Genomic DNA, 18,856 nt, shown 5'->3' on the forward strand with positions numbered 1-18,856 from the left:
TCTGTTCCGGGACAGTCGTCGGGAGGGTCTGTGCGGATCAGCCAGTTGGTCGGGGTCGATGAATGGGGCACGGTCGAAGGGCGGCCCTATGTCGTCTACAAGTACGCCGCGACGCTGGACGGCCGGATCGCGGCGGCGGACAGCACCAGTCAGTGGATCACGAGTCCGGAGTCGCGGGCGGAGGTTCACGCCTTGCGCGCCGCCTGTCAGGCGACCGTCGTCGGCTCGGGGACCCAGCAGGCCGACGACCCGCACCTCGCGGTTCGGTCGGGCTGGGATGATCCTCGGCTCCAGATCCCCGTCCAGGTCGAGCGGCAGCCGTGGCGTGTTGTGGTGGACACCAACGCCCGTACCCCCAAGGGGGCGAGGGTATTGGACGATGTCGCGCCCACGCTGATCGCCGTCGCGGAGGACGCGGACGCACGGCACTTCGAAGATGCGGCCACCGTCGTACGGCTGCCGCGCGCCGCCGACGGGCGCGGTCTGGAACTGCCCGCGTTGCTGGAGGAGTTGCGTGCGCGCGGGGTGCGCGGGATGTTCCTGGAAGGGGGGCCGACGCTGGCCGCTTCGTTCGTCTCGGCCGGGCTGGTGGACCGGATCATCGCGTACATCGCGCCCGCCCTGCTGGGGAACGGCAAGAGCGCGCTCCAGGGCGGGACCGTCGAGACCATGGCGGACATTCTGCGCTGTGACCTGCTGGACGTCGCGCGATCCGGGCCCGACGTACGGCTCCTCGCTCGGCCTCAGCGGCCCTGACGGCGAGTTCCCGGTGTGTACTCAGTCCGGGGCTGTGCCGAGTCGGAGAACCCCGCCGATGAGGCCCAGCCCCGCCGACCCGGCCGCGTGGAACGCCTACCTCGCCGAGGGCAACGCCAAGCAGGCACGCAAACGCGTCGCCGCCGATGTCCTCCTGCGCGACCAGGCCGACCGACTCCTTCTGGTCAACCCCACCTACAAACCCGGCTGGGACCTTCCCGGCGGCATGGCCGAAGCCAACGAGTCCCCCCACGACGCTGCGGTACGCGAACTGCGCGAAGAACTCGGCCACACACCCAACCTCCGTCAACTGCTCGTCGTGGACTGGGTCCCGCCCCACGGCCCCTGGGACGACCTCCTCGCCTTCGTCTTCGACGGCGGCACCCTCACCGACACCCAGGCCGCCCACCTGCGGCCTCACGACACCGAACTCTCCGCAACCGCCTTCATGCCCCTGGAAACAGCCCGCGACCTGCTCAATCCAAGACTGCGCCGCAGACTCGACGCGGCCGTACGCGCCCTCGGCAGCGGACAGCCAGCGTATCTTCGCGATGGCGCGGCCGACTGGGGATCACTCTGAAATCCCGCTTCGAGGAACCCACATCACCGTGACCTCAGAGGACTGGCCCCGGCTCTTGGTCGTGGACGTCGAGGGCAACAGCGCGACACCGCCCGACCTGGCCGAAGTCGCCGCCCTGGCCATCCGTAACGGCACCCCCGACACCACCACCGCCGGGTCCTGACTCATCCAACCGCCCGTGATCCGTCACCCCGTTCGCCACCGGCGTCCACAAGCTGACGAACGAGCGTCTGACCACCTGCCCGCCCTGGACGGCCGTGGCCGACGAGGTACGGCCATGCTGGACGACACCTGGATCCGCCGCCCACAACGCCACCGCCGACTACCGCGCCCTCGGCCGCCACCTTCCGGGCCGGCAACCGGCAGGCGTGATCGACACCCTCCGCCTCTCCCGCACCACCTACCCCGACGCCGAGCGCCACACCTGGACCCGATGGCCGGATACGCGGGCCTTGATCTCACGGCGGCCCCGGCCCACCGCGACCGCGGCACCTACGACGCTTACGCACCGCCCTTGGTGAAGCGCTGCTGGAAGCGGCGAAAGCGCGCTACGACATTGAGCCGCGTCTGATCAGGCCAGGAGGCGGTCGGTCTGGGGCCGGCGGTGGCGGAAGAGTCGCATCGTCAGAGCGACGCCTCGGTGAGCCGGGTGACGTCGGCGTCGGTGAGGGTCACATCGGCCACCGCGAGCAGGGCGGGGAGCTGGTCGAGGGTGCGGGCGCTGGCGATGGGGGCGGCGACCGTGGGCTGGACGGCGAGCCAGGCGAGGGCGATCGTGGCGACCTCGGCCTGGTGGGCGGCGGCGATCTCGTCCAGGGCGGTGAGCACGCGGCGGCCGTGCTCCGTCTCCAGGTGCTGGGCCGCGCGGCCGGCGCGGGCACTCGAAACGGCGGCGTTCGGGCGGTACTTGCCGGTGAGGAAGCCGGCGGCCAGCGCGAAGTACGGCATGGCGGCCAGGCCGTAGCGGGTGGCCAGGTCGGCGAGAGGGCCTTCGTAGGTGTCGCGGGAGACGAGGTTGTAGTGGGGCTGGATCGCGACGTAACGGGCCTTGTTCTCCCGGGTGGAGAACTCCAGGGAGGCTTCGAGGCGGGCCGGGGAGATGTTGGAGACGCCGATCTCGCGGACCTTGCCGGCCCGCACGAGGTCGTCCAGGGCGGTGATGATCTCCGCGACCTCGACCGACTCGTCGTCGAAGTGCGTGTAGTACAGGTCGATGCGGTCGGTGCCGAGCCGGCGCAGGGACTCCTCGGCGGCGCCCTTGATGGTGGCGGCGGACAGGCCCTTGAAGTCGGGATGCGCGCCCACCTTCGTGGCCACCACAATGTCGTCGCGCCGACCGCGCCGGGCCAGCCAGCGGCCGATGATCGTCTCGGATTCGCCGCCCGCATTGCCCTCGATCCAGGCGGAGTAGCTGTCGGCGGTGTCCACGAAGTTCCCGCCGGCCTCGGCGTAGGCGTCGAGAACGGCGAACGACTCCGCTTCGTCGGCCGTCCAGCCGAAGACGTTGCCCCCCAGGCAGAGGGGGAAGACCTCGAAAGCGCCGACGGCGTGCCTCTGTGCAGTCATGCGGCCAGCGTAAACTCGGTGGCCCTGGCGTCAGGGGAGCCGCCAGGGCCATCGGAGGCGTCAGACCGTGATGCCCTTGTCGCGCAGCCAGAGCAGCGGGTCGATGGCGGTGTCGCCACCGGGGCGGACCTCCAGGTGGAGGTGGGGACCGGTGGAGTTGCCCGTGGAGCCGACGCGGCCGACGGTGTCGCCGGTGACGATCTCCTGCCCGGTGGACACGCTCATCGAGGACAGGTGGCAGTACCAGACCTCGGTGCCGTCCTCCAACTCGACGATGACGCGGTATCCGTACGAGCCGGCCCAGGCGGCCTCCGTGACGGTGCCGGTGTGCACGTTCTTGACCGGCGTGCCGGTCGGGGCGGCGAAGTCGGTGCCGGTGTGGGTGGTCTGCCACATCGAGCCGCTCTCACCGAAGTAGGTGGAGAGGCGGTAGTCGTTGAGGGGCAGGGTGAAGCTGGCACGCAGCTGCTCCAGCCGCTCGGCCTCCTCGCGTTCGCGCCGCCGCTCCTCCTCGGCGGCCCGCTCGGCCTCGGCCACGGCCGCGGCTTCCTCGGCGGCGGCGGCCTCGGCCTCCTGGACGGCGGCGGTGACGGCCTGGGTTTCCGCGTTGGCGTCCTGCTGGTCGGCCTGCTGGAGGAGGCGGGTGCGCAGGGCCTCGCCCGCGTCGAGCACACCGGCGGGCCCGGACGGTGCCTCGGCGAGAGCGGCGGCGGAGTCGGCGGTCGCGGTATCGGCGGTCGCGGTGTCGGCGGTCGCGGTGTCGGCACCGGAGTCCGTGCCGGTGAGCAGGTCGCCGAGGACGGGGATGGTCGCCATCTCGTCCGCGGCGGTGTCCACGCCGGCGACGGCGCTCGCGCCCTCCTCGTTGGCCGTGGCCATGCCGCCCGCGCCGACCGCGGCGAACACGCCGACGCCGAGCACCGCGCGGCTGCGGGCGATGGTGCCGCCACGCTGGCGGGCGACACGGTGCCGCCCGCGCACCGGAAGGAGGGTGTCCTCGCTGGGATTCCACTCGCCGTACGTCTCGCCGTCGTCGGCCTTCGGCCCGAAGTAGGCCGGGTACGTGCCGGGCGAGCCGTACGTGTCCAAGTGCGTGCCCTCTATCGAGGCATGCCGGTTCGACGCCACGGAGGCGCTCTCCTTTCCTTCCTTCCGCCTACCGGGTTAGCTGACGGGTTCGGAGCAGGAAGGTCTCCTACGGAAGGGCGGCGGCTGGTGGCTGCCGACAGTCCGATTCACCCCAAGTGGTGGGTCCCCGGTTCCATTGGTGCAGTTGTTTCGCACGTGCCGGATTCGGCGAGTGAGCACGGCGCCGTCTCTTGTGACGGCGGTGACGACCGCGCTGCGTTATCGAACGTTAATAGAAGCTGCCGCCAGATTCCAAGTGCTTGAGGGAATAAACCCGAGCCCTTGACCAGGATTTTCAGTCCCGAAGCGCTGCAAATCCGGCAAATCGACGCCGATTTATAGGGGGCTGAGCATCTGACAGTACGTCAATTGTTATGTGAGGAGCGCCACATGCTCACCCCTCGTGGTCGCGTGCGTCGTATGTGGCACGGGCGGCGGCGATCTCGCGCTGATGCTCCTCGGTCCAGGTGACCAACGACTGGATCGTCGCGTGCAGCGTGGAACCGAGCGGCGTCAGCGCGTAGTCGACGCGCGGCGGCACGGTCGCGCGCACGGTCCGGCTCACCAGGCCGTCACGCTCCAGGTGTCGCAGCGTCCGGGTCAGCATCCGCTGGCTCACGCCGTCGATCTCGCGGCGCAGCTCGGTGAACCGCAGGCTCTGGCAGTCGAGGAGCGCGATGACGAGCAGCGACCACTTGTCCGCGATCCGGTCGAGGATCTGGCGGACTTCGCAGTCCTCGCGCACATCCCACTGCTTCACGTCATACGCGTACGCGTCGGAGCCGCCGCCGTCATCGCAGGTCGGGCCCACGGTATCCCCGGTGTTCCCGAGGGACTTCGAAGTGCCTTCTTCCATGCGGAGATGGTTCCCCATGATGCTGTCGGTTACAAGGAGGAACCGTCTCTGATCTGCCCCGAAGGGAACCTGCCCATGTCCACTCGTGCCTGGGGCATGTTGTTCGTCCTGTGCGGCGCCATCTTCCTGGAGGGGATCGACGTGGCCATGCTCAACGTGGCCCTCCCCTCCATCCGCGCCGATCTGGGTCTGTCCACCGGCGAACTCCAGTGGGTGATGAGCGCCTATGTCCTCGGCTACGGAGGCTTCATGATGCTGGGCGGCCGGGCCGCCGATCTCCTCGGCCGGCGGCGGATGTTCGTCGGCTGGCTGAGCGTCTTCCTGCTCTTCTCCGGCCTCGGCGGGCTGGCGACCGAGGGCTGGATGCTCATCGCCGCCCGGTTCGTGACGGGCGTGGCCGCCGCGTTCATGACCCCGGCCGGCCTGTCGATCATCACGACGACCTTCCCGGAGGGTCCGCGGCGCGACCGCGCCCTGCTGATCTACTCCGGCACCGCCGCCGGCGGCTTCTCGCTCGGTCTCGTCCTCGGCGGACTGCTCTCCTCGGTCGACTGGCGGTGGGTCTTCTTCGCCCCGGTCCTGGTCTCGCTGGTCGTCCTGCTCGCCGCCCTCGTGCTCATCCCGCGCCCGGCGGAGCAGCCCGTCGCGCCGGGAAGCCAACCCGTCGACATCACGGGCGCGTTGCTCATCACCGTCGCCCTCATGCTGCTGGCCGTCACGGTCGAGCGCGCCACCCACACCGGCATCGGCTGGACGGCGGCGACGCTCGCCGCCGGGCTCGCGGCCCTCACCGCCTTCGTCGCCGTCGAACGCCGCTCCGCCGCCCCGCTGCTGCGGCTGGGCATCCTGCGCTCGGGGACGCTGCTGCGCGTCAACGCCGCCGGTCTGCTGCTGGCCGCCGCGTTCTTCGCCTTCCAGTTCATCGCCGTCCTCTACCTCCAGGAGCTCCGCGGCTGGTCAACAATGAAGACGAGCCTGGCCATGCTGGTGATGGGCATCGACGCGGTCCTCGCGCCGACGCTGACGCCCCGCCTGGTGAACCGCTACGGCAACGCGCGGGTCATCCTCGGCGGGCTGCTGCTGGCGGTGGCCGGGTACGGGCTGTTCCTGCCGATCGGCCTGGACACCGTCTACCTGGCGATGTTCCCGTCCATGCTGCTGGTCGGGCTCTCGTTCGCCCTCGCCTACGGGCCGCTGACCATCTCCGCGACCGACGGCATCGAGGAGTCCGAGCAGGGGCTGGCCGGTGGGCTGCTCTACACCTCCTTCCAGTTCGGCGCGGCGCTCGGCCTCTCCGCCGCCACCGCCGTCAATGTCGCCGTCGCGCCGGAGGCGGGCGGCGTCGCCGCCTCGGCGCAGACCATGCTCGACGGCTTCCACGCGGCGCTGCTCGTGCCGCTGGGCGCGGCGATCCTCGCCGCCGCCGTCATCGCGGCGGGGCCGACGCGGCGGCGTCCGGCCCCGGTGGTGGGGGGCGCGGCGGCGACGGTGGCCACCCCACCGGCTGGGGAGTCCGTGCCGGCTCCGTCCGTCTCACGTTAGGGAGCGCGTTCCGTCATGACCGCCACCGTGAAGTCGTTCGCCGAGATCGAGCCGCGGTTCCGCGACTACCTCAGCGAGATCCGTTACGCCTCGATGATCACCGTCGACGCCAAGGGGCGCCCCCGGGCCCGGGTGCTGGTCGCCGTCTGGGAGGTGGTCGACGGCCGGCCGCTCGGCTGGCTCGTCACCTACCGGACGCCGGTCAAGGCCGCCCATCTGGCCGCCAACCCGCACACCACGTTCTCCTACTGGAGCCCCCGTCAGAACGCCGTCTTCATCGACGCGACCGCCGTGTGGGTGGAGGACGCGGCGGCGAAGCGGCGGGCGTGGGAGTTGTTCCGCACCGGCAGCCCGGGTGGGGTGGGCTACGACCCGGGCGCGTTCTGGAGCGGGCCCGACGATCCGCGGTACCACCTGCTGCGGCTGGACCCCTGGCGGGTGCAGATCGTGCGCGGCGCGGACCTGCGGAACACGATCTGGCGCGCGGACGACCCTTGGGGCTAGCCGACCGCCGCCTCCGCCGGGTGCTGGATGGCCAGCAGGGCCATGTCGTCCTGGAGTCCGTCGTCGGTGTGCGTGATGACGTCCGCGACGACGTGGTCGAGCAGCGCGGCCGGTCCGGGGAAGACCAGGCCGCGCAGCCCGTCCAGCGGGTCGTAGAAGACGCCGTGGGCGTCCCGGGCCTCGCTGACGCCGTCCGTATAGAGCAACAGGTGGGTGCCGGGCGGGAACGGGACGGTGTCCGACCGGTCGGGGCTGGGCAGCAGGTCCCCCAGGCCGAGCGGCAGGGCGGCGGCCTGCCCGGGGTCGAGGTAGCTGGCGTCACCGCCGGGACCGAGGAGCACGGGCGGTGGATGGCCGCGGTTGATGAAGCGGACGCGCACGGGTGGGTCGTCCGGCACCTCGACCAGGACGGCCGTGGTGAAGCCCTCGACCGGGTCGAGGTTCGTCCGGGTCCGCCGTTCGCGGGCCAGCGCGGTCTCCAACCGGGCGGCCACCGTGGCCAGCTCCGGCTCGCACTCGGCGGCCTCGCGGAACGCGCCGAGGATCACGGCCACCGCCTCGGTCGCGGCCAGGCCCTTGCCGCGCACGTCGCCGACCAGCATGCGCACGCCGTGCGGGGTCTCCCGGACGGCGTACAGATCGCCGCCGACCATCGTGTTCCGCTGCGCGGCCTGGTAGCGGGCGGCCACGCGCAGCGCGCCGACGCGCGCGGGTGGCTCGGGCACCACCGCCCGCTGGACGACCTCCGCGATCTCGCGGGCGGAGGCGACGCGCTGGTCGCGGGCGGCGACGATGCGGTTGACGGCGATGGCGATGAGGGAGATGGTCGCGACCGTGCCGGTTTTGACGCCGACCTCGCTCCACTGGACGGTGGAACGCCACGTCATCTCGGCGACGACGGCGGCGGTGGCGAGCAGGCCGTATCCGGCCGTGACCACCAGGGACAGCACGGGGGCCGCGAGCAGCGGCGCGGCGGCGTAGAGCGGCGTGAGGGTGAGGCGCGGCGGGGTGACGAAGTCGAGCATGAGCCCGATGGCGATCAACGCCGCGGGCAGCAGGGCGTAGGCCCGTCCCCCGGCCCACCACGGCGCTCTCGTCTGCACGGTCCCAATCTGCCGCCGGGCGGGAGGGACGGCGAGTCGATCTTCACGTGGTATGTGCTGGTATGGGTGGTCGCGAGAAAGGCACCGGGCCGGGCGCGCCAGGTGTCCGGGCCGGCGCTTTCGCGGTGCGGGCTCGACCCCGCCGCCGCGCGCGACCGACGAGCGTCGGGCGCCCGATCGCCCGATCGCCCGGCCGAAGGTGGGTGGGCGCTCCCGCTCGCCGTGCGCGACCGATGACGCGCCCCTGCCCCTGCCCCTGCCCCCCGGCCCCCGGCGGCAGCGGCAGCGGCAGCGGCGGCGGCGGCGGCAGCAGCAGCAGGAGCAGGAGCAGGAGCAGGACACGCTCGCGGGTTTGAGGACCACGCCGCGCGGGTGGGACGGGCCCCGTGCTTCGGTGGCCGGGCGCGGTGTCCGCTCGGTGCCCGAGACGCCGGTGTCATCCGCCGGCGGCGGCGGATCCGTCCGCGGCTGTGGATCACGCCGCCCGATGCGAGGCGCCCAGCCGTGAGAGGGCCCGAGCGGCGCGAGCGCGCGTCATCCGGCCGTCTCGTGGGGCGGCGCCACCTATGGCAGATGGGTGATCGGGCCCCTGCCTCGGTGGGGGAGACAGCGCTGTGGGGGAGAGTTCTCCCGGGGCGTGGAACCTGGAGGACGACCATGGCGACAGTGATCGGGGCCGCCGGTGGGGACCGGTTGCACGTCGTTTCCTGCAACGTCCGGTACGACGCCGGAGCCGGCGTCGGCACGCCCGACTCGTGGGCCGACCGTCGGCCGGTGCTCGCGGCGTTTCTCCGGGGCGAGCGGCCGACCGTTCTCGGGGTGCAGGAGGCGCTCTATCACCAGGTCGGGCAAGTGGCCGCCGACCTGCCCCGGCACTACGACTGGATCGGGCTGGGGCGGGAGGGCGGCGGCCGGGGTGAGTTCATGGCCGTGTACTTCGACACCCGCCGGGTCGAGCCGCTGGACTACGACCACTTCTGGCTGTCGGACACCCCGGACGTCATCGGGTCCACGTCCTGGGGCAACACCATCGTCCGCATGGCGACCTGGGTACGTTTCCGGGACCGGCGCACCGGCAGGCTGTTCGCGCACGTCAACACCCACCTCGACCATCGGTCGGAGCACGCCCGGCAGCGCGGCGCCGTCCTGATCCGGGACCGGATCGCGGGCTTCGACCCGGCCCTGCCCGTCGTGCTGACCGGCGACTTCAACGCGCCCGCCGAGACCTCCGAGGCGTACCGGACGCTCACGGGCGACGGCGTCCTGGCCGACACGTGGCTCGCCGGGCGCCGGGTCACCCCGGCGTGGGGCACGTTCCCCCACTACGGTGACCCGGTGCCCGGCGGCACGCGCATCGACTGGATTCTCGTCAACCGGCACGTCGAGGTCCTCAAGGTCGCCATCAACACCTTCCGCGTGGACGGCCGTTGGCCCTCGGACCACACCCCGGTGCAGGCCCTGGTGCGGCTCGCCGCTACTCCGTAGCGATGGCGCGCAGCACGTCGAGCCGGGCCGCGCGGCGAGCCGGGCGCCGACCCGCCAGGGCGCCAGCGGCGACGACGGCGACGGCGACGGCAGCGACGGCAGCAGCGGCAGCGACGGCGGCGGCAGCGACAGCGACAGCGACGACGACGACGGCAGCGACGACGACGGCGGCAGCGACACGGCGGCAGCGGCAGCGACGGCGGCGACCGCCTGTTACGCGGTCGCCGTCGCCGCCGCCGGGGTGGGGGCGGTCGTGACCTACTGAGCGTGGGCCTGAGCGGGGGCCGGGCGGAACGTCCGCAGGCGGAGGCTGTTGCTCACCACGAACACCGACGAGAACGCCATGGCCGCGCCGGCGAGCATCGGGGTGAGCAGGCCGGCCGCCGCCAGCGGGAGCGCGGCGATGTTGTAGCCGAAGGCCCAGAACAGGTTGCCCTTGATGGTGCCCAGCGTGCGGCGGGCGAGGCGGATGGCGTCGGCCGCCGCGCGCAGGTCGCCGGTCACCAGGGTGAGGTCGGCCGCCTCGATGGCCACGTCCGTGCCGGTGCCCATCGCCAGGCCGAGGTCGGCGGTGGCCAGCGCGGCGGCGTCGTTGACCCCGTCGCCGGCCATGGCCACGACCTTGCCCTCGGCCTGGAGGCGGGCGACGACATCGGCCTTGTCCTTCGGCAGGACCTCGGCGATGACGTGCTCGGCGTCGATGCCGACCTGCCGGGCGACCGAGGCGGCGGCGGTGCGGTTGTCGCCAGTGAGGAGGATGGGGGTCAGGCCCAGGGCGCGCAGCCGGGTGATGGCCTCGGGGCTGCTCTCCTTGATCGCGTCCGCGACCGTGAGGACGCCCCGGACCTGCCCGTCCCAGGCGACGGCCACGGCGGTGTGCCCCTCGGTCTCGGCGGCGGCGAGGGCGCGTTCCAGCTCGGTCGGTGGAGTCAGCGCCCAGTCGGCGAGCAGACGAGGGCGGCCGACAAGGACGGCGTGGTCTTCCACCAGGCCCTGGACGCCGAGCCCGGGCACGTTGGTGAACTCGCCGGGGGCCGGCAGCGGGCCGCCGGTCTTCGCGGCGGCGGTGGCGACGGCCTGGGCGATGGGGTGTTCGGAGGCGTTCTCCAGGATTCCGGCCAGCCGCAGCACCTCGTCCGCGTCCTCGCCCTCGGCCGCGTGGACGGCCTGGAGGGTCATCCGGCCCGTGGTGACGGTGCCGGTCTTGTCCAGGACGACGGTGTCGACGCGGCGGGTGGACTCCAGGACCTCCGGCCCCTTGATGAGGATGCCGAGCTGCGCGCCGCGCCCGGTGCCCACCAGCAGAGCCGTCGGAGTGGCCAGACCCAGGGCGCAGGGGCAGGCGATGATCAGCACGGCGACGGCGGCGGTGAACGCGGCGGTGGGTCCGGCGCCGTTGCCCAGCCAGAACCCGAGCGTCGCGACCGCCAGGGCGATGACGACGGGCACGAACACGGCCGAGACCCGGTCGGCCAGCCGCTGCACGGCCGCCTTCCCGTTCTGCGCCTCCTCCACCAGCCGGGCCATCCGCGCCAGCTGGGTGTCCGCGCCGATCCGGACGGCGCGCACCACGAGCCGGCCGCCCGCGTTGAGCGTCGCGCCCGTCACCGCGTCCCCCGGCCCCACTTCCACGGGGACGGACTCCCCGGTCAGCATGGAGGCGTCCACCGCCGAGGAGCCCTCGACCACCACCCCGTCGGTGGCGATCTTCTCCCCGGGCCGGACCACGAACGAGTCCCCCACGGCGAGCTGCTCGACGGGGACGCGCTCCTCACGCCCGTCCGCCCGCAGCACCGCCACGTCCCGGGCGCCCAGCTCCAGCAGCGCCCGCAGCGCCGAGCCCGCCCGCCGCTTCGCGCGCACCTCGAAATACCGCCCGGCCAACAGGAACGTCGTGACCCCGGCCGCCGCTTCGAGGTAGATGTTGCCCGAGCCGTCCGTGCGTTCCACGGTGAGCTCGAAGGGGTGCGTCATGCCCGCGACTCCGGCCGTTCCCCACAGCAGGGCGTACAGCGACCAGCCCAGCGCGGCCAGCGTGCCCACCGACACGAGCGTGTCCATGGTGGAGGAGCCGTGCCTGAGGTTCGTCCAGGCCGCCTTGTGGAACGGCCAGGCGCCGTAGGCCACCACCGGCCAGGCGAGGGCGAGGGATATCCACTGCCAGTTGGTGAACTGCCAGGCCGGGACCATCGCCAGCACGATCACCGGCACGGTCAGCACGGCCGAGATCAGCAGCCGGTCGCGCGGCCCGCGCAGCCGGTCGTCCTCCGGGGGGGCGCCCTCCTCCGGCGGGGCGGGCGGCCGGGGTGGTTCGGCGGTGTAGCCGGCGGCCTCCACCTGGTGGACCAGCTCCTCGACGGTGACGCCGGAGGCGAAGGAGACCTTGGCCTTCTCAGTGGCGTAGTTGACCGTGGCGGTCACGCCGTCCATCCGGTTGAGCTTCTTCTCGATGCGCGCCGCGCACGACGCGCAGGTCATGCCCCCGATGGCCAGCTCTATCTGGTCGGTCTGGTCGGTCTGGTCGGTCGAGCCAGTCGGGTCGGTCGGGTCGGTCCGGTTCGTCCGGTTGGCGGACACGTTCATCGCTCTTCTTCCTTGGTCCGATGGATACCCCGGTAGGGGTATCCAGGGGTCAGCCGCCGGCCCGTTCCGGGACGCCGGAACGGGCTCAGTGGACGTGCCCGTCCGCGTTCCCGCCCTCGGCGGATTCAGCGGTCTCAGCGGTCTCAGTGGTCTCGACGGCTTCGACGGCTTCGACGGTGAATTCGGCGGTGCGGACCGTGCCGTTGTGCTGGAAGTCCAGGTAGAGGCGGTAGGCGCCGACGCTCGGGGCCTGGGCGTGGAAGGTGATGCCGGGCCCGGCGGGGGTCTCGCCGTCACCGGGCGCGCCCTCCGGGTGAACGTGCAAATAGGCCAGGTCGTCGGCGCGCAGCGCGACCAGGTGGCCGTAGGCGCCGAGGTACGGCTCCAGATCGGTGACCGGGCGGCCGTTCCTGCTGACGGACAGGGTGAGCTCGCTCTCGGCACCGGCCGCCAGGTCGCCGTCCAGGGTGACCGTGTAGCCGTCGACGGTCGCGGCGCGCTCCGGGGCGGGCAGCGGCTCGGGCTCGTACGGCCCGGCGGCGGGCACGTCCACCCCCAGGGTGAGGGGGCCGTCCGGGTCACCGGCCGGCACGAAGTCGGCGAACACCCGGTACTCCCCCGCCGCGTCCACGGTCAGCGGAACGGACCAGGTGCCGTCGTCGTCCAGCGCGGGGTGGAGGTGCTGATACTCCGAGAGATCGCGCCGGACGACGATCAAGTGCAGGTCCTTGCCGTGCGCCCGCTCGTAACGGGTGAGCGGGTCGCCGTCCGGGCCGAGCACGCGGAAGCGGAAGTCGGCCGGCTCGCCGGACGTCAGCGGCTCGCCGGCGGGGACGAGCGAGTACCCCCGGTACGAGGCGGAGGTCGCGGACGAGGCCCCGGCGTCTGGGCCGGCGCTCCCGTGGCCGCCGTGGGTCTCCTGATCCCCGTCGTTCCCGTCGTCCGCTTCGTCCCCGTGGCCCCCGTGCCGGGACGGCTCCGGGTCGGAACCGATCGGGCCGAAGGCGCTGCCGACGCCGAACGCGACGCCGAACGTCAGGACGAGCCCCGCCCCGAAGGCGCCGACCTTGGTCGCGGCGTTCATCGTTCGTTCTCCTTCCTGCTCTCCGCGTGCTTCACATCTCTCCGGGCGATGCCTCAGTGGCAGCCGCCGCCCCCGCAGCAGCTCGACGCCTCGGCGTCCGGCGCCGGAACGACCTCGTACCCGGCCTCCTCGACGGCCGCGGCCACGGCCGCGTCGTCGAGCGGCGCGGCGCTGGTCACCGTGACCGTGCCGGCCTGCAGGTCGACGTCCACGCCGCCGACGCCCGTGATCTTGCCGAGCTCGGTCGTCACGGACCCGACGCAGTGACTGCAGGTCATGCCGGTGACGGCGTAGGTGGCGACGGTGGCCGGGGCGGGAGCGGAAGTGCTCATGACGGACTCTCCTGGTCTCTTGCGTCCGGCGATCTCTCGATCGCTCGCGTCTCTTGGGCCGCACCGACCTCAGGATGGGCCGGCACGCCCTCACTAAATACCCCAGGGGGGTATCTGTCAAGCCGCGAACAGGATGTTGCCATGCGAATCCCCCGGGAGGCGGCCCGCGTCGCCCTACTCGACCCGGCCGCGCGGTCTTCCTGCTCCGCCACGACAACGAGGGGGGTCGGCGTCCACTGGGCCATGCCGGACGGCGGCCTCGAACCCGGCGAGACGCCGCACAAGACGGCGCGCCGCGAGCTGCGGGAGGAGACCGGCTGGACCGAACTGGAGCCCGGCCCGCCGCTGTGCGCCTGGGAGCACGATGACACGCGCGCGGGCGTTCCCGTTCGGCAACACGAGCACATTGACCGCGCCGCGGGCCCACGCCGTGGCCCGGCCGACCACCTCGCGGCGGCTCACACCGAGGACAAGATCCTGGCGTGGCGCTGGTGGCCCCCGGACGGGCCGGCCGCCGCACCCGAGCCACTGTGGCCGCCGCAGCTCCCCGCCCAGCCGTCCCGCACACCGCACGCGCCACCGGTGGACCTGGGCTACGTCGCCTCCCCACCACCGGCCGGCCGACCTGGCCGGTGAACGTGACGACGGTGACGTGGGACCGGCGGGACAGCGGGCCGCCGGCGAAGTCGACGACGCCGGAGCAGCCGCCGACACCAGCGCGAGAAGAGCACCCATCCGGGCGCGCGCACCCGGGCGCCGGAGATCGAATCTGCTTGCTTTATACCCCCTGGGGGTATAAATTCCCCGATGTCAGCGCACGATCCGATGACTTTGGGGCATTCCATGCGGCACGACCACGCGGACCACGCGGACCACGCGGACCACAGCCACGGCCACGGCGATCACCACGCGGACCACGGCCCCGCCGCCACCGGCTGGGGCATGGCCGCCCGCGCCACCCTGCACTGCCTCACCGGCTGCGCGATCGGCGAAGTCCTCGGCATGGTCATCGGCACGTCGCTCGGCTGGGGCACCGCCCCGACGATGGCGCTGGCCATCGTGCTGGCCTTCATCTTCGGGTACTCGTTCACCCTTTACGCCGTGACCCGGGCCGGGGTCGCCCTCGGTGCCGCGATCGGGGTGGCCCTGGCCGCCGACACGCTGTCCATCACGGTCATGGAGATCGTGGACAACGCGACGATCCTCATCGTCCCCGGCGCGATGGACGCGCACCTGTCGGACGCCCTGTTCTGGGGCGCCCTGGCCCTCGCCTTCGCCGTGGCGTTCGTCGTCACCACGCCCGTCAACAAGTGGCTGATCGGCCGCGGCAAGGGACATGCGGTGACGCACCGGTACCACGGCATACGATGACCGATATGTTCCAGCCGCGCCCACCAGCGACCGCGCCCCGCCGGGCGCGCAGGCGGTGGGCGCTGTTCGTGCCGGCGGTCCTCGCCGGGCTGCCGGCGATGCGTGGACTCTCGCCCGGGACGCCCGCCACCCCGATGTCGGCCGCCGCCGAGGACCACCGCGTCCACGCGGACGCCGGCCACGGCGGGCCCGCCGCGCACGCGGACACCACCTGCGCGGCGGGCGCGGTGACCGCCGGCCCGGTGCTCCCCGCGCCGGCGCCCGCCCTCGCCGCCGACGCCGCACCGGCGTGGGTCGCGCACTCCTCGGCCCCGCCCGCCGACGGCTGGGCCCCGCCACCGCCCCCGAGCGGACCGCGAACCCCGCGCATATAGGCGCGCCCGCGCGGCGCCGGACTTCCGGCGCCGCGCCCCGGCATGCCGTTTCTTCCCTCATCACGCGCAGAAAGCAGTCGTATGACCACGCACAGAACCCCGTACCGTTCGGCCGCCGTCACCCTCGCCACCGCCTTGGCCCTGTCCGCCTGCGGCGGTGACAACGGCGACAACGGCGGCGGCGGTGGCAGCGGTGGCGACAACGGGGACGAGCACAACGCGGCGGACGTCACGTTCGCCCAGGCGATGATCCCCCACCACCAGCAGGCCGTGGAGATGGCCGAACTCGCCCTCGACCAGGCGTCCTCCGAAGAGGTCCGGGCCCTCGCCGAGGAGATCAGGGCGGCCCAGGCCCCCGAGATCGACACGCTGACCGACTGGCTGGACACCTGGGGCGAGGAGGCGCCCGCCGCCGCGATGGACCACTCGGGCCACGCCGACCACGACATGCCAGGCACGGACGGGATGGACGGGATGGACGGGATGGCGGAGCTGGCGAACGCCTCCGGCCCGGCCTTCGACGCCGCGTTCCTGGAGCTGATGATCGAGCACCACCAGGGCGCGATCGAGATGGCCCGCGCCGAACGCACCGAAGGCTCCTACGAGCCCGCCACCGCCCTGGCCGAGGCCATCGTCACCTCGCAGAGCACCGAGATCGAGCGGATGGCCGAGCTGCTCCCGGCCGACTGACCCCACACCCGCGTCCCCGGGGCGGCGGGCGGCGATCAGATGATGGCCGCCCCTCGGAAGACAAGCCCCAGGGGCGGAACGCCGGGGCACGGCACCCGGCCGAGAGGAGGAGGAGTAGGCCGTGTGGGACTCGAACCCACAACCAAAGGATTAAAAGTCCTCAGGTCCTACTCCACCCCGCTCCATCCGACCCTATCCGGCTCCATATTGCCCGGTTTTAGGAGGGGTTCACTCCACCTCGCTCCACCGGACTCCACCCCACTCCGGGACGCTTGCTCACGCATCGCTCACGCACGAAGAGCTTCCCGCAGGGGCGCTGACCAGGCACTTCCCATTGTCTCGCACTCGGCGCAGACGGGCAATGACTCCCCCGCCCTTGATGTCTAGCCCTAGGTTAGATACTGTGGCAGCGATGGACACCACATCCTGGCGCCAGCGGGTGCGAGCGGAGGAAGAGCTGCTGGAACGGCTCCGACTTCAGACCTCGCACGCCGCGAAGCGCCGCGCTGCGGCCTTGGCCGATGGCGTGGCCGAGCTGGGCAGCGTGTACGCGGTCGCCAAGGACCTCGGCCGCAGCTGGCAGGCCATCGACAAGGCCATCAAGAAGCACGGGCCCGGCTCGGGCCCTGCCACAACCGAATAGAGAAGGGCCGGACGGTAGCTCCCGGGTGCTGGAACACCCGAGGCGCGCGCACCGCCCGACCCCCTTCCGAACTCCCTGACAACACCAAGGAGCCGGCACCATGCATGTTCGCATGCGCGCGTCTTCGCGCGCTTCCAACCCCCGCCGCCTTATCGCCGTCGGCGTTGTCCGCCGCCGTGACGGCCGCACCCTCACCTTCACCGCCACCCAGGCCGGGGTCACCGGCCGCATCATCCGGGCGGGGGTGGCCCGATGAGCGAGAAGGAAGCCCTCCAGCTCGTCCGCGACCTCCTCATGGACGCCCTCGGCGGCGAGGACACCGGCAGCACCCACCGGGTGCGGAGCCTGTCCGGCCGCGTCGGCGAGCTGACGCAGGCGATGCGCGCCGCGGTGACGGTCATCGACCGGACGGACGGTGTGCGGTGAGCCGCCCTGCCGGCGTCCCGGCGGACGCCTTCCGCGACGTGGTCATGATCGTCGCCCGTCGGCACCTGGCCGACGCGGAGAAGGTCGACCTGGAGGCCACGAACGTGGCCGTCCTCGCGAGGATCTGCGGCGGCCTCGCCCAGTCCCTGCGCGACCTCATCGAGGTCGTGGAGGAGCAGCGGGAGGCCGGACGATGACGAGCTACGGAACGAAGCCCTTGCCGCGCGGTGTGTGCGACCTGCTGGGCGCGATCGTCGAGGCGCTGGACGTTCCGATCGCGGACCGGTGGGAGGACCGCGAGCAGCAGCGGATGCTGCTGGCGACCCGGGCCGCCATGGTGAGCGGATACCTGACCGGCCCGGCCGCCGGGGCGCCGACGTCCCCGCCCGCGCGGCTGGCCGAGGGCCTGCGAGAGCTGATGGCCAAGTACCCCGTCACCTACACCCCGTACCAGCGGCCCGACGAGACGGGGGCGGAGACGTGACGGATTTCCTCGCCTCCGTGCCGGAGGAGTACCGGCTGTTCGTCGTCGGGCTGCTGCTGCTCGTGCTGCTGGCCGCCGCGTGGGTCCTGGCCCGCGCGGTGGCTGCGGCCCGTGCCGGGCTCGCGCAGACACCGGGTGCCGTGCGGGTCGCGGCGGTCGCGGCGGTGGCGTGCACGGCGTACAGCGGTGACACGTCCTGGCGGTTCGCGGCCCATCACCTGGACATGGTCAACACCGCCGAGCGGGCAGGGCTGTTCCTCGCCGGGGAGCTGGCGCTGTTCGCGTGCGCGCTGATGGCCCGGGAGAACGTCCGCCAGACCGAGACCGCCGGCATGCCCGGGGTGCTGGTCTGGGCGATCACGGTCGTGCAGCTCGTCCCGGCGTTCGCCGAGTCGGGCGTCGCGGGTGGTCTCCTGCGGGCCGCGTTCGGCCCCGTCGGGGCGGCGGTGCTGTGGCACCTGGCCATGGGCCTGGAGATCCGGCACGAGCGCCCCGACGCCGCCTCCCAGGGCCTCCTCGCCATCCTCGCCCGGGAGGCGCGGGAGCGGGCGCTGTCCCGCCTCGGCGTCGCCGCGCGGAACCGTACCGCGGAGCAGATCACCCGCGACCGGTGGACGGAGCGGGCCGTGACCCTGGCCGCGGAACTGACCGACACGAAGTCGGGCAGTCGCCGGGCTCGGCGCACGAAGCGGCGCCTGTCCCGCGCGGTGGGCCGGGCAGGGGTCGGCGCGAGCATGGGGCAGCGGCGGCGCCTGCTGGAGCTGCTGGCCGCGCGCCGGCACTCCGCCGCCCTGGCGACGATCGAGTTGAGCTCGCCGTGGTGGGTGCCGGACCCGCACCCGGCGGGGCGGTCCCCGGTCGCCGTGGCGGGTGCGCAGCTCCGCCGGATGGACCCGTGGGATGCGGTGCATCTGCTGGCGGATGCGCACCCGGATGCGGACGCGCCTGAGCTGGCGTCGATCGCTGTGTCGCACGGCGTGGTGGTGTCCGCGAACGCGGTGGAGATCGCGCTGCGGGATGCGCAGCCGCGCGCACTCGCCCGCGCATCCGCCGCAGGTCAGCGCCGTCTGACGGTCCATGCCCGGTACGACCCGGGCGAGGGCACGGCTGCGCACTCGGACGACCCGGATGCGCATCCGGACGAGTGCGACGCCGAGCTGGACAGCGCCGATGAGGACGGTCCGGGTCTGGATCCCGACCCGCTGCTCGATGAGGCGCGGGCGCTGGACGCCGCGCACCTGGCCGGGCACGGCCGCCCGATCGGGCTGCGCACTCTCCAGCGTGAGCTGCGCATCGGCCAGCGCCGCGCGCAGCGCATCCGCCAGCAGCTCGACCGAGCGGGGGAGTAG

General features: G+C 72.8%; 23 protein-coding genes, 1 tRNA gene and 1 riboswitch. Of the genes, 16 read left to right on the top strand and 8 right to left on the bottom strand.

Going from position 1 to position 18,856, the window contains the following annotated elements:
• Positions 1 to 30 precede the first annotated feature (30 nt).
• The 3 genes from ribD to OIE51_RS12435 are packed head-to-tail and all read left to right on the top strand — an operon-like array spanning position 31 to position 1,499.
• Positions 31 to 756, top strand: coding sequence for a bifunctional diaminohydroxyphosphoribosylaminopyrimidine deaminase/5-amino-6-(5-phosphoribosylamino)uracil reductase RibD (gene ribD / locus OIE51_RS12425; RefSeq protein WP_326597708.1), 726 nt, complete (start codon positions 31 to 33; stop codon positions 754 to 756).
• A 58-nt stretch (positions 757 to 814) separates the two neighbouring features.
• Positions 815 to 1,336, top strand: a complete 522-nt coding sequence (locus OIE51_RS12430) for an NUDIX hydrolase (RefSeq protein WP_326597709.1) — start codon at positions 815 to 817, stop codon at positions 1,334 to 1,336.
• Between the two features lie 28 nt (positions 1,337 to 1,364).
• Positions 1,365 to 1,499, top strand: coding sequence for a hypothetical protein (locus tag OIE51_RS12435; RefSeq protein WP_326597710.1), 135 nt, complete (start codon positions 1,365 to 1,367; stop codon positions 1,497 to 1,499).
• 461 nt (positions 1,500 to 1,960) lie between these two features.
• Here OIE51_RS12435 and OIE51_RS12440 read toward each other — a convergent pair whose 3' ends face one another.
• The 3 genes from OIE51_RS12440 to OIE51_RS12450 all read right to left on the bottom strand — a co-directional run bounded on the left by OIE51_RS12440 (position 1,961) and on the right by OIE51_RS12450 (position 4,886).
• Complete coding sequence (locus tag OIE51_RS12440) at positions 1,961 to 2,902, bottom strand: aldo/keto reductase (protein WP_326597711.1); 942 nt, start codon at positions 2,900 to 2,902, stop codon at positions 1,961 to 1,963.
• Between the two features lie 60 nt (positions 2,903 to 2,962).
• The gene (locus tag OIE51_RS12445; RefSeq protein ID WP_326597712.1) at positions 2,963 to 4,030 is read right to left on the bottom strand and encodes a M23 family metallopeptidase; all 1,068 of its coding nucleotides are present in this window, start codon (positions 4,028 to 4,030) and stop codon (positions 2,963 to 2,965) included.
• A gap of 10 nt (positions 4,031 to 4,040) precedes the next feature.
• Positions 4,041 to 4,211, bottom strand: a riboswitch (cyclic di-AMP (ydaO/yuaA leader).
• Positions 4,212 to 4,424: 213 nt separating this feature from the next.
• The gene (locus OIE51_RS12450) at positions 4,425 to 4,886 is read right to left on the bottom strand and encodes a winged helix-turn-helix transcriptional regulator (protein ID WP_326597713.1); all 462 of its coding nucleotides are present in this window, start codon (positions 4,884 to 4,886) and stop codon (positions 4,425 to 4,427) included.
• Positions 4,887 to 4,961: 75 nt separating this feature from the next.
• Here OIE51_RS12450 and OIE51_RS12455 point away from each other — a divergent pair, with 75 nt between their 5' ends.
• Positions 4,962 to 6,428, top strand: coding sequence for an MFS transporter (locus OIE51_RS12455; RefSeq protein WP_326597714.1), 1,467 nt, complete (start codon positions 4,962 to 4,964; stop codon positions 6,426 to 6,428).
• A gap of 15 nt (positions 6,429 to 6,443) precedes the next feature.
• Complete coding sequence (locus tag OIE51_RS12460; RefSeq protein WP_326597715.1) at positions 6,444 to 6,932, top strand: pyridoxamine 5'-phosphate oxidase family protein; 489 nt, start codon at positions 6,444 to 6,446, stop codon at positions 6,930 to 6,932.
• Here the strand turns inward: OIE51_RS12460 and OIE51_RS12465 are convergent.
• Entirely contained in the window at positions 6,929 to 8,035 is a 1,107-nt protein-coding gene (locus tag OIE51_RS12465) for a PP2C family protein-serine/threonine phosphatase (protein ID WP_326597716.1), read from the bottom strand. The two genes, OIE51_RS12460 and OIE51_RS12465, sit on opposite strands and share 4 nt — an antisense overlap.
• 657 nt (positions 8,036 to 8,692) lie before the next feature.
• On the opposite strand from OIE51_RS12465, the gene OIE51_RS12470 reads away from it, so the two are divergent.
• Positions 8,693 to 9,520, top strand: a complete 828-nt coding sequence (locus OIE51_RS12470) for an endonuclease/exonuclease/phosphatase family protein (protein WP_326597717.1) — start codon at positions 8,693 to 8,695, stop codon at positions 9,518 to 9,520.
• A gap of 258 nt (positions 9,521 to 9,778) precedes the next feature.
• On the opposite strand, the gene OIE51_RS12475 is transcribed toward OIE51_RS12470, so the two are convergent.
• The 3 genes from OIE51_RS12475 to OIE51_RS12485 form a co-directional block, all read right to left on the bottom strand.
• Positions 9,779 to 12,103, bottom strand: a complete 2,325-nt coding sequence (locus tag OIE51_RS12475; RefSeq protein ID WP_326597718.1) for a heavy metal translocating P-type ATPase — start codon at positions 12,101 to 12,103, stop codon at positions 9,779 to 9,781.
• 85 nt (positions 12,104 to 12,188) lie between these two features.
• On the bottom strand, positions 12,189 to 13,187 hold the full coding sequence (locus OIE51_RS12480) for a hypothetical protein (protein ID WP_326597719.1): 999 nt from the start codon (positions 13,185 to 13,187) through the stop codon (positions 12,189 to 12,191).
• 53 nt (positions 13,188 to 13,240) lie between these two features.
• On the bottom strand, positions 13,241 to 13,519 hold the full coding sequence (locus OIE51_RS12485) for a heavy-metal-associated domain-containing protein (protein WP_326597720.1): 279 nt from the start codon (positions 13,517 to 13,519) through the stop codon (positions 13,241 to 13,243).
• Between the two features lie 141 nt (positions 13,520 to 13,660).
• On the opposite strand from OIE51_RS12485, the gene OIE51_RS12490 reads away from it, so the two are divergent.
• The 4 genes from OIE51_RS12490 to OIE51_RS12505 all read left to right on the top strand — a co-directional run bounded on the left by OIE51_RS12490 (position 13,661) and on the right by OIE51_RS12505 (position 15,954).
• Positions 13,661 to 14,155, top strand: a complete 495-nt coding sequence (locus tag OIE51_RS12490) for an NUDIX domain-containing protein (protein ID WP_326597721.1) — start codon at positions 13,661 to 13,663, stop codon at positions 14,153 to 14,155.
• Positions 14,156 to 14,344: 189 nt separating this feature from the next.
• The gene (locus OIE51_RS12495; protein WP_326597722.1) at positions 14,345 to 14,890 is read left to right on the top strand and encodes a DUF4396 domain-containing protein; all 546 of its coding nucleotides are present in this window, start codon (positions 14,345 to 14,347) and stop codon (positions 14,888 to 14,890) included.
• A gap of 5 nt (positions 14,891 to 14,895) precedes the next feature.
• On the top strand, positions 14,896 to 15,264 hold the full coding sequence (locus OIE51_RS12500; protein WP_326597723.1) for a DUF6153 family protein: 369 nt from the start codon (positions 14,896 to 14,898) through the stop codon (positions 15,262 to 15,264).
• A gap of 81 nt (positions 15,265 to 15,345) precedes the next feature.
• Positions 15,346 to 15,954 (top strand): DUF305 domain-containing protein, encoded by a 609-nt coding sequence (locus tag OIE51_RS12505; RefSeq protein WP_326597724.1) that lies wholly within the window; start codon positions 15,346 to 15,348, stop codon positions 15,952 to 15,954.
• A 115-nt stretch (positions 15,955 to 16,069) separates the two neighbouring features.
• On the opposite strand, the gene OIE51_RS12510 is transcribed toward OIE51_RS12505, so the two are convergent.
• A tRNA-Lys gene (locus tag OIE51_RS12510) sits at positions 16,070 to 16,157 on the bottom strand.
• A 209-nt stretch (positions 16,158 to 16,366) separates the two neighbouring features.
• Between OIE51_RS12510 and OIE51_RS12515 the strand changes: the two genes are divergently transcribed.
• The 6 genes from OIE51_RS12515 (at position 16,367) to OIE51_RS12540 (ending at position 18,856) form a co-directional block, all read left to right on the top strand.
• Positions 16,367 to 16,597: a hypothetical protein gene (locus OIE51_RS12515; RefSeq protein WP_326597725.1), complete on the top strand. Its 231-nt coding sequence runs from the start codon at positions 16,367 to 16,369 to the stop codon at positions 16,595 to 16,597.
• A gap of 100 nt (positions 16,598 to 16,697) precedes the next feature.
• Positions 16,698 to 16,853, top strand: coding sequence for a hypothetical protein (locus OIE51_RS12520; protein WP_326597726.1), 156 nt, complete (start codon positions 16,698 to 16,700; stop codon positions 16,851 to 16,853).
• Positions 16,850 to 17,023: a hypothetical protein gene (locus OIE51_RS12525; protein WP_326597727.1), complete on the top strand. Its 174-nt coding sequence runs from the start codon at positions 16,850 to 16,852 to the stop codon at positions 17,021 to 17,023. The genes OIE51_RS12520 and OIE51_RS12525 overlap by 4 nt, the downstream gene beginning before the upstream one ends.
• Positions 17,020 to 17,220, top strand: coding sequence for a hypothetical protein (locus OIE51_RS12530; RefSeq protein WP_326597728.1), 201 nt, complete (start codon positions 17,020 to 17,022; stop codon positions 17,218 to 17,220). Before OIE51_RS12525 ends, OIE51_RS12530 begins: the two co-directional genes overlap by 4 nt.
• On the top strand, positions 17,217 to 17,507 hold the full coding sequence (locus OIE51_RS12535; RefSeq protein ID WP_326597729.1) for a hypothetical protein: 291 nt from the start codon (positions 17,217 to 17,219) through the stop codon (positions 17,505 to 17,507). Before OIE51_RS12530 ends, OIE51_RS12535 begins: the two co-directional genes overlap by 4 nt.
• Positions 17,504 to 18,856, top strand: coding sequence for a hypothetical protein (locus OIE51_RS12540; protein ID WP_326597730.1), 1,353 nt, complete (start codon positions 17,504 to 17,506; stop codon positions 18,854 to 18,856). Before OIE51_RS12535 ends, OIE51_RS12540 begins: the two co-directional genes overlap by 4 nt.

Origin of the sequence: Streptomyces sp. NBC_01803, from assembly GCF_035917415.1 — a bacterium.
Classification (GTDB): domain Bacteria; phylum Actinomycetota; class Actinomycetes; order Streptomycetales; family Streptomycetaceae; genus Streptomyces.

Excerpts from the sequence above, each read along its gene's own strand:
- OIE51_RS12470 (WP_326597717.1), top strand. The coding sequence starts at position 8,693 with ATGGCGACAGTGATCGGGGCCGCCGGTGGGGACCGGTTGCACGTCGTT.
- OIE51_RS12475 (WP_326597718.1), bottom strand. The coding sequence starts at position 12,103 with ATGAACGTGTCCGCCAACCGGACGAACCGGACCGACCCGACCGACCCG.
- OIE51_RS12520 (WP_326597726.1), top strand. The coding sequence starts at position 16,698 with ATGCATGTTCGCATGCGCGCGTCTTCGCGCGCTTCCAACCCCCGCCGC.
- OIE51_RS12525 (WP_326597727.1), top strand. The coding sequence starts at position 16,850 with ATGAGCGAGAAGGAAGCCCTCCAGCTCGTCCGCGACCTCCTCATGGAC.
- OIE51_RS12480 (WP_326597719.1), bottom strand. The coding sequence starts at position 13,187 with ATGAACGCCGCGACCAAGGTCGGCGCCTTCGGGGCGGGGCTCGTCCTG.
- OIE51_RS12460 (WP_326597715.1), top strand. The coding sequence starts at position 6,444 with ATGACCGCCACCGTGAAGTCGTTCGCCGAGATCGAGCCGCGGTTCCGC.
- OIE51_RS12515 (WP_326597725.1), top strand. The coding sequence starts at position 16,367 with ATGGACACCACATCCTGGCGCCAGCGGGTGCGAGCGGAGGAAGAGCTG.
- OIE51_RS12440 (WP_326597711.1), bottom strand. The coding sequence starts at position 2,902 with ATGACTGCACAGAGGCACGCCGTCGGCGCTTTCGAGGTCTTCCCCCTC.
- OIE51_RS12535 (WP_326597729.1), top strand. The coding sequence starts at position 17,217 with ATGACGAGCTACGGAACGAAGCCCTTGCCGCGCGGTGTGTGCGACCTG.
- OIE51_RS12450 (WP_326597713.1), bottom strand. The coding sequence starts at position 4,886 with ATGGAAGAAGGCACTTCGAAGTCCCTCGGGAACACCGGGGATACCGTG.
- OIE51_RS12490 (WP_326597721.1), top strand. The coding sequence starts at position 13,661 with ATGCGAATCCCCCGGGAGGCGGCCCGCGTCGCCCTACTCGACCCGGCC.
- OIE51_RS12455 (WP_326597714.1), top strand. The coding sequence starts at position 4,962 with ATGTCCACTCGTGCCTGGGGCATGTTGTTCGTCCTGTGCGGCGCCATC.
- OIE51_RS12485 (WP_326597720.1), bottom strand. The coding sequence starts at position 13,519 with ATGAGCACTTCCGCTCCCGCCCCGGCCACCGTCGCCACCTACGCCGTC.
- OIE51_RS12495 (WP_326597722.1), top strand. The coding sequence starts at position 14,345 with ATGACTTTGGGGCATTCCATGCGGCACGACCACGCGGACCACGCGGAC.
- OIE51_RS12505 (WP_326597724.1), top strand. The coding sequence starts at position 15,346 with ATGACCACGCACAGAACCCCGTACCGTTCGGCCGCCGTCACCCTCGCC.
- OIE51_RS12500 (WP_326597723.1), top strand. The coding sequence starts at position 14,896 with ATGTTCCAGCCGCGCCCACCAGCGACCGCGCCCCGCCGGGCGCGCAGG.
- OIE51_RS12430 (WP_326597709.1), top strand. The coding sequence starts at position 815 with ATGAGGCCCAGCCCCGCCGACCCGGCCGCGTGGAACGCCTACCTCGCC.